The sequence below is a fragment of the Streptomyces sp. B1866 genome (assembly GCF_031932565.1).
Classification (GTDB): domain Bacteria; phylum Actinomycetota; class Actinomycetes; order Streptomycetales; family Streptomycetaceae; genus Streptomyces.
The window spans coordinates 22,352-29,543 of the sequence record NZ_JAVSCF010000048.1 but is presented as its reverse complement, the minus strand read 5'-3'; the positions used below and the strand labels follow the sequence as shown (position 1 = coordinate 29,543).

Here is a 7,192-nt window from a genome sequence, read left to right as displayed (position 1 = left end):
CCCGCGGGGAGCCGGGCCGGCCGCCCGGCCGCCCCGCCGCCGGGCCGGCCGCCCGTCAGGCCGCCCGGCCGGCCCCGACCCGCCCCCGTTCCCGGCCCGTTGCCGCCGCGTTAACAGGTGACCCGCGTTCGTATTACGGAACCCCTGTCGCCACATCACGGTTAGGCATCCATTGGCCAGGGGGTCTGGCGGGTGTTCCGAAGCCCGTTGAAGACTCCCGCACCAAGGGTCGGCCGCCGCCGAGTTCGCGCCGCCCCTTTCGGCGGGAGGCCGCCGGGCGGCGTCCCCGGCGGGCGGTCCCGGCGGCGAGTTCCATGGCACCAGCACCACACGCACCACACGCACGACACGCGCGAGACGGCGCGTCGAGGTGACATCTCCGGCCGCTGCCGCGGCGAGGGGGCGTGGGCCGGTCACCGTACCGGCCGAGAGGGGTCCAGGACGATGACGGCACCACTGCACGACACGACGGGCGCGGCCGAGGCCCTGCTGGACCCGGCGGCCGCCGGTCCGGCCGGGCGGAAGATCGCCGGCCGGTCGCCGGCCCAGATCGCCTGGAGCAGACTCAGGCGCGACAAGGTCGCGCTGGCCGGCGGCTGCGTCGTGCTCTTCCTCGTCCTCGTCGCGCTCTTCGCGCCCCTGATCGTCCACCAGTTCGGCCATGCGCCCAATGAGTTCCACGACGACCCCGGCCACATCGACGCCCTGCTGGGCGGCAAGCCGGTCGGCAGGTGGGGCGGCATGAGCTCGGACTTCCTCTTCGGCCTCGAACCCGTCAACGGGCGGGACGTCTTCAGCCGCGTCGTCTACGGCACCCGCATCTCCCTGCTCGTCGCCTTCGCCTCGGCGGTCTTCGCCGTCCTGCTCGGCACCGTCTTCGGCGTGGTCGCGGGCTACTTCGGCGGCGTGGTGGACGCGGTCATCAGCCGCGTCATGGACCTGCTGCTGGCCTTCCCGCAGCTGATGTTCGCCCTCGCGCTGGTCGCGGTGGTGCCGAACGAGCTGTGGGGGCTGACCGGCACCGGGGTGCGGGTCGGCGTGCTGATCGCGGTGATCGGCTTCTTCGGCTGGCCGTACGTCGGCCGGATCGTGCGCGGCCAGACGCTCAGCCTGCGTGAGCGGGAGTACGTGGAGGCGGCCCGCAGCCTCGGCGCGGGCTCCCGGTACATCCTGTTCCGGGAGCTGCTGCCCAACCTGGTCGCGCCGATCACCGTGTACATGACGCTGATGATCCCGACCAACATCCTCACCGAGGCAGCGCTGAGCTTCCTCGGCGCCGGGGTCAAGCCGCCCACCCCGTCCTGGGGCCAGATGCTGTCGACCGCCGTACGCACGTACAACATCGACCCGCCCTTCATGATCTTCCCCGGCCTGGCCATCTTCGTCACCGTCCTGGCCTTCAACCTCCTCGGTGACGGCGTGCGCGACGCGCTGGATCCGAAGGGCACCCGCTGACCGCAACTCCCGGGCGGGCCGCCGGGCCCGCGGGCCCGGCCCCCGGGCCGAGCTTCACGCAGACGCCACCACCACGGAGGTAGTGAGACCGTGACCACCCAACGCGCGCCGAGGCGCAGACCCGCCCAGGGGGCGGCCCTGGCCGTCGCCACCCTGCTCGTCGCCACCGCCTGCGGCGGCGACGACAGCTCCGGCTCGGGCCCCGGCTTCAACGCCGCGGTCGGCAAGACGGCCACCGCCTCCGCCAAGCAGGGCGGCACGCTGAAGTTCATCAGCACCCAGGACGCCGACTCCTGGGACCCCACCCGCGGCTACTACGGCTTCGTCTGGGACTACGCGCGTTACTACACGCGCCAGCTGGTCACCTACAAGGCGGCGCCCGGCGCGGCGAGCGCGGAGCTGGTGCCGGACCTGGCCACCTCCACCGCCCGCGTCTCGCCGGACGGAAAGACCTACAGCTACACCCTGCGCGACGGCGTCACCTGGGAGGACGGCAAGCCGATCACGGCGAAGGACATCAAGTACGGCATCGAGCGCGCCTGGGCGCAGGACGTGCTCTCCGGCGGCCCGGTCTACCTGAAGAACGTGCTCGACCCCGAGGGCGAGTACCCCGGCCCGTACAAGGACCCCGCCAAGGACAAGCTCGGCCTGAAGGCGATCGAGACCCCGGACGACAAGACGATCGTCTTCCACCTGCCCGCGCGTAACGGCGACTTCGAGCAGATGCTCGCCCTGCCCGCCGCGTCCCCGGTGCGTCAGGACAAGGACACCAAGTCCCAGTACGGGCAGCACCCGTTCTCCTCCGGGCCGTACAAGTGGAAGTCGTACTCGCCCAACAAGTCGATGGAACTGGTGCGCAACCCGAACTGGAAGCGCGCGTCCGACCCCGTCCGCAAGGCCCTGCCCGACAAGATCACCATCACCTGGCTGACCAACGCCGACGAGATGGACAAGCGCCTGATCAAAGGCGACTACGACCTGGAGCTGAACGCCACCGGCATGGGCCAGGAGGGCCGCGTCGAGGCGCTGCGCAAGCACCGCGGCAACGTCGACAACCCCTCCACCGGCTTCATCCGCTACGCGGTCTTTCCGCAGATCGTCAAGCCGTTCGACAACATCGAGTGCCGTAAGGCCGTCATCTACGGCGCCGACAAGAAGTCGCTGCAGACCGCGCGCGGCGGCCCGCAGGCGGGCGGCGACATCGCCACCAACATGCTGCCGCCGGTCGTCAAGGGCGCCGACCCCGCCTACGACCCGTACACCGCGCTGAAGGGCGCCCCCGACACCGCGAAGGCCAGGGACGCGCTGCGCAAGTGCGGCAGGCCGAACGGCTTCAAGACCACCATCGCGGTGCGCAACAACAAGCCCGTCGAGATCGCCACCGCCGAATCCCTCCAGGCGTCGCTGAAGAAGGTCGGCATCGACGCGCAGATCGACGAGTACGACGGCTCGCAGACCACCGGCATCATCGGCAACCCCGGCGTGGTCAGGCGCAAGAACTACGGGATCATCATCATGGGCTGGGGCCCGGACTTCCTCACCGGGCAGGGCTTCTCGCTGCCGCTGGTCTCCGGCAAGTACATCACCGAGAACGGCAACAACAACTACAGCATGCTCGACGACCCGTCGATCGACGCGCTGTTCACCAGGGCCCAGGGCGAGCTGGACCAGGACAAGGCCGCCGCGCTCTACGCCGAGATCAACCGGAAGGTCTCCGAACACGCCGTGTACCTGCCGTTCGTGTTCGAGAAGAACATCATCTGGCGCAGCTCGCGGCTGACCAACGTCTACACGGCCGACGCCTACAACGGCCGGTACGACTACGCGTCCCTGGGCGTCGCCAAGTGAGCGCCGGGCCCCGGCCGGCCGGGGCACGAGGCACGAAGGGCAGGTGAGGGCCGCCCGCCCGGGCCCTTCGGCCGCCGCACGCGCGCGGCGGCCGAAGGGCCCGCGGCCCGGCCGCACGCGGTGATCGCATACCTCGTCAGACGCCTGTTCGGCGTCGTCATGACCCTGCTGGTGGTCGTCCTGGTGACGTTCGTGATCTTCTTCGGCATCCCGAAGATGACCGGCGTCGACCCGGCCACCATGTACGTCGGCCGGCAGGCCGACGCGCGCGCCATCGAGGCCGTCCGGCAGAAGCTGGGCCTGGACGACCCGATCCTGGTCCAGTTCTGGCACTTCCTGTGCGGCCTGTTCGCCGGCCGCGACTACACCGGCGGCGGGGACACCGTGCACTGCTCGGCGCCCTGCTTCGGCTACTCCTTCGTCCACGAGCAGCCCATATGGCCGGAGCTGACCGACCGGCTGCCGGTCACCCTCGGCCTCGCGGGCGGCGCGTGCGTGCTGTGGCTCGCCGGCGGCGTGGCCACCGGCATCCTCTCCGCGCTCAAACGCGGCAGCCTGTGGGACCGTACGGCGATGGGCGTGGCCCTGGCGGGTGTGTCGCTGCCGATCTACTTCACCGGCGTCATCAGCCTCGCCGTCTTCTCGTACAACCTGGACTGGGTCAGCAACGAGTACACGCCCTTCGGCCAGGACCCGGCCCGGTGGTTCAGCGGCATGATCCTGCCCTGGGTCACCCTCGCCTTCCTGTACGCGGCGATGTACGCCCGGCTGACCCGGGCCACCATGCTGGAGGTGCTGGGCGAGGACTACATCCGCACCGCGCGCGCCAAGGGCCTGCGCGAGCGGACCGTCATCGGCAAGCACGCCATGCGCTCCACCATGACCCCGGTCCTGACCATCCTCGGCATGGACCTCGGCGCCCTGATCGGCGGCGCGATCCTCACCGAGACCACCTTCAGCCTGCCGGGCCTGGGCCAGGCGGCGGTCCGGGCGATCGACGAGCGCGACCTGCCGCTGATCCTCGGCGTCACGCTGGTCACCGCGGCCTCGGTGGTCGTCGCCAACCTCGTCGTGGACCTGCTGTACGCCGTGATCGACCCCCGAGTGAGGCTGTCGTGACCGACCTGACCAAGCCCGCCCCGCCGCCCGCCGCGCCCGCCTTCCTGGACGTACGGGACCTGCGGGTGCACTTCCCCACCGACGACGGCCTGGTGCGGTCCGTGGACGGGCTGTCCTTCACGCTGGAGCGCGGCCGGACGCTGGGCATCGTGGGCGAGTCCGGCTCCGGCAAGTCGGTGACCTCGCTGGCCGTCATGGGCCTGCACACGGTCGGGCAGTACGGCCGCGGCCGGGCGCGGCTGTCGGGCGAGATCTGGTTCGACGGGCGGGAGCTGCTGTCCGCCGACCCCGACGAGGTGCGCCGCCTGCGCGGCCGCGAGATGGCGATGATCTTCCAGGACCCGCTGTCCGCCATGCACCCCTACTACACGGTCGGCGCGCAGATCGTGGAGGCGTACCGGGTGCACCACGACGTGTCCAGGCAGGTGGCGCGGCGGCGCGCCGTCGAACTGCTGGACCGCGTCGGCATCCCGCAGCCCGACCGGCGCGCCGACAGCTACCCGCACGAGTTCTCCGGCGGCATGCGCCAGCGCGCGATGATCGCCATGGCGCTGGTCAACAACCCCGAGCTGCTGATCGCCGACGAGCCGACCACCGCCCTGGACGTCACCGTGCAGGCGCAGATCCTCGACCTCATCCGCGACCTCCAGAAGGAGTTCGGCTCGGCGGTCGTGATCATCACCCACGACCTGGGGGTCGTCGCCGAGCTGGCCGACGACATCCTCGTGATGTACGCGGGACGCTGCGTCGAGCGCGGACCCGCCGAACAGGTCTTCCACGAGCCCCGGCACCCGTACACCTGGGGACTGCTCGGCTCCATGCCGCGCATCGACCGCGAGCACACCGACCGGCTCGTCCCCGTCCGGGGCACGCCGCCCAGCCTCATCGACGTACCGCCCGGCTGCGCCTTCCACCCCCGCTGCCCGTACGCCGACGTGCCGGACGGCGGGGTCACCCGCACCGAGCGGCCGCGGCTGCGGGAGGTGGCGGCCGGGCACCTCGCCGCCTGCCACCTGGCGGCGGAGGACCGGGCGCGGATCTGGGCCGAAGAGATCGCGCCGAAGCTGTGAGCGCCGAAGCTGTGAGGGCCGAGGCGCCGGGGACGGCACACGCAGCCGGGAGAGGCACGAGGACATGACGACCCCCGAGAGCACCACCGACGAGAGCCCGGGCGGCCGGAGCGCGGCCCCCGGGCCCCAGACCGCCGCCGCGGCGGCCGACGACGGGCCCGAGCCGCTGCTGAGGGTGACCGGCCTGGTCAAGCACTTCCCCATCCGCACGGGCCTGCTGCGGCGGCAGACCGGCGCGGTGCGCGCGGTCGACGGACTGGACTTCGAGGTACGCGCGGGGGAGACCCTGGGCGTGGTGGGCGAGTCGGGCTGCGGCAAGTCCACCATGGGCCGCCTGGTCNAGTCGGGCTGCGGCAAGTCCACCATGGGCCGCCTGGTCACCCGGCTGCTGGAGCCCACCGGCGGGCGCATCGAGTTCGAGGGCACGGACATCACGCACCTGGGCCCCGCGCGCATGCGGCCGCTGCGCCGCGACGTCCAGATGATCTTCCAGGACCCGTACTCGTCGCTCAACCCGCGGCACACCGTCGGCACGATCGTCGGCGCGCCCTTCCGGCTCCAGGGCGTCCACCCGGACGGCGGCGTCACGGCGGAGGTGCAGCGGCTGCTGGACCTGGTCGGCCTGAACCCGGAGCACTACAACCGCTATCCGCACGAGTTCTCCGGCGGCCAGCGGCAGCGCATCGGCATCGCCCGGGCGCTGGCGCTGCGGCCCAGGCTGGTGGTGGCCGACGAACCGGTGTCGGCGCTGGACGTGTCCATCCAGGCCCAGGTGGTGAACCTGCTGGACGACCTCCAGCGGGAGCTGGGTCTGACGTACGTGATCATCGCCCACGACCTGTCGGTCATCCGGCACGTCTCGGACCGCATCGCGGTGATGTACCTCGGCAAGATCGTGGAACTGGCCGAGCGGCGGGCGCTGTACGGAACGCCCATGCACCCGTACACCACGGCGCTGCTGTCCGCGGTGCCGGTGCCCGACCCCAGGCGGCGCGCGCGGCGGGAGCGCATCCTGCTCACCGGCGACGTACCCTCGCCCATCGCGCCGCCGCCCGGCTGCCGCTTCCACACCCGGTGCTGGAAGGCCACCGAGGTGTGCGCCGCCCAGGAGCCGCCGCTGGCCGCGCTCGCGCCCGGCCACCGGGTGGCCTGCCACCACCCGGAGAACGCGCCGGACCGGGCGCCGGAGCCGGGCGGGTGACGGGACGGGGGCGGACCGGCGCTCAGAACGCGGACGGCGCGGACGGCGGCTCGACGAGGCCGAGCTGGACGAGCTGGGAGAGCGCGTCGTAGAAGTACTCCCCGCCCACCACCCGCCCCCGCTCGTCGTAGCGCAGGATCTCGCAGACCGTCATGCGCATCGGCCGGTGGGTGGGCGGGACGCCGGGGACCAGCTCGCCGTCGTTGACGCCCTCGCTGACGAACACGGCGACGGTGTGGTCCCCCGCGTCGTAGAACCGCTCCTCCTCCACCGTCACGTCGGAGAAGGCGACGGTGGCCCGCCGGGAGTGCTCCACCACGTCCGCGACACCCTTGATCGTCGCGCCCGCCGGGTGGTCCACGATCGCCACGTCCGGGCTGAGCCACGCGGCCGCCGCCTCCCAGTCCCGGGCGCGGAACGCCCGGGCCAGCCGCTTGTGCGTGTCGAGGTTGCCCACCGCGCGCCTCCGGGTGCGTAGACCGTGCCGGACCGTCCCGGA

Annotated in this window: 6 protein-coding genes; 5 read left to right on the top strand and 1 reads right to left on the bottom strand. The window is 72.1% G+C overall.

Annotated elements, in window-relative coordinates:
• Positions 1 to 444 precede the first annotated feature (444 nt).
• The 5 genes from RKE29_RS09935 (at position 445) to RKE29_RS09915 (ending at position 6,693) form a co-directional block, all read left to right on the top strand.
• On the top strand, positions 445 to 1,455 hold the full coding sequence (locus RKE29_RS09935) for an ABC transporter permease (protein WP_312004762.1): 1,011 nt from the start codon (positions 445 to 447) through the stop codon (positions 1,453 to 1,455).
• 90 nt (positions 1,456 to 1,545) lie between these two features.
• Positions 1,546 to 3,303 carry an ABC transporter substrate-binding protein gene (locus RKE29_RS09930; protein WP_312004761.1) on the top strand — a complete coding sequence of 586 codons (1,758 nt, stop codon included), beginning with the start codon at positions 1,546 to 1,548 and terminating at the stop codon, positions 3,301 to 3,303.
• Positions 3,304 to 3,423: 120 nt separating this feature from the next.
• Positions 3,424 to 4,422 (top strand): ABC transporter permease, encoded by a 999-nt coding sequence (locus RKE29_RS09925; protein WP_312004760.1) that lies wholly within the window; start codon positions 3,424 to 3,426, stop codon positions 4,420 to 4,422.
• Positions 4,419 to 5,492 (top strand): ABC transporter ATP-binding protein, encoded by a 1,074-nt coding sequence (locus RKE29_RS09920; RefSeq protein WP_312004759.1) that lies wholly within the window; start codon positions 4,419 to 4,421, stop codon positions 5,490 to 5,492. The genes RKE29_RS09925 and RKE29_RS09920 overlap by 4 nt, the downstream gene beginning before the upstream one ends.
• Before the next feature lie 64 nt (positions 5,493 to 5,556).
• A complete protein-coding gene (locus RKE29_RS09915) occupies positions 5,557 to 6,693 on the top strand; it encodes a dipeptide ABC transporter ATP-binding protein (RefSeq protein ID WP_312004758.1) in 1,137 nt (378 codons plus the stop codon).
• A gap of 22 nt (positions 6,694 to 6,715) precedes the next feature.
• Here the strand turns inward: RKE29_RS09915 and RKE29_RS09910 are convergent, their stop codons facing one another.
• The gene (locus tag RKE29_RS09910) at positions 6,716 to 7,150 is read right to left on the bottom strand and encodes an ester cyclase (RefSeq protein WP_312004757.1); all 435 of its coding nucleotides are present in this window, start codon (positions 7,148 to 7,150) and stop codon (positions 6,716 to 6,718) included.
• Between the last annotated feature and the right edge of the window lie 42 nt (positions 7,151 to 7,192).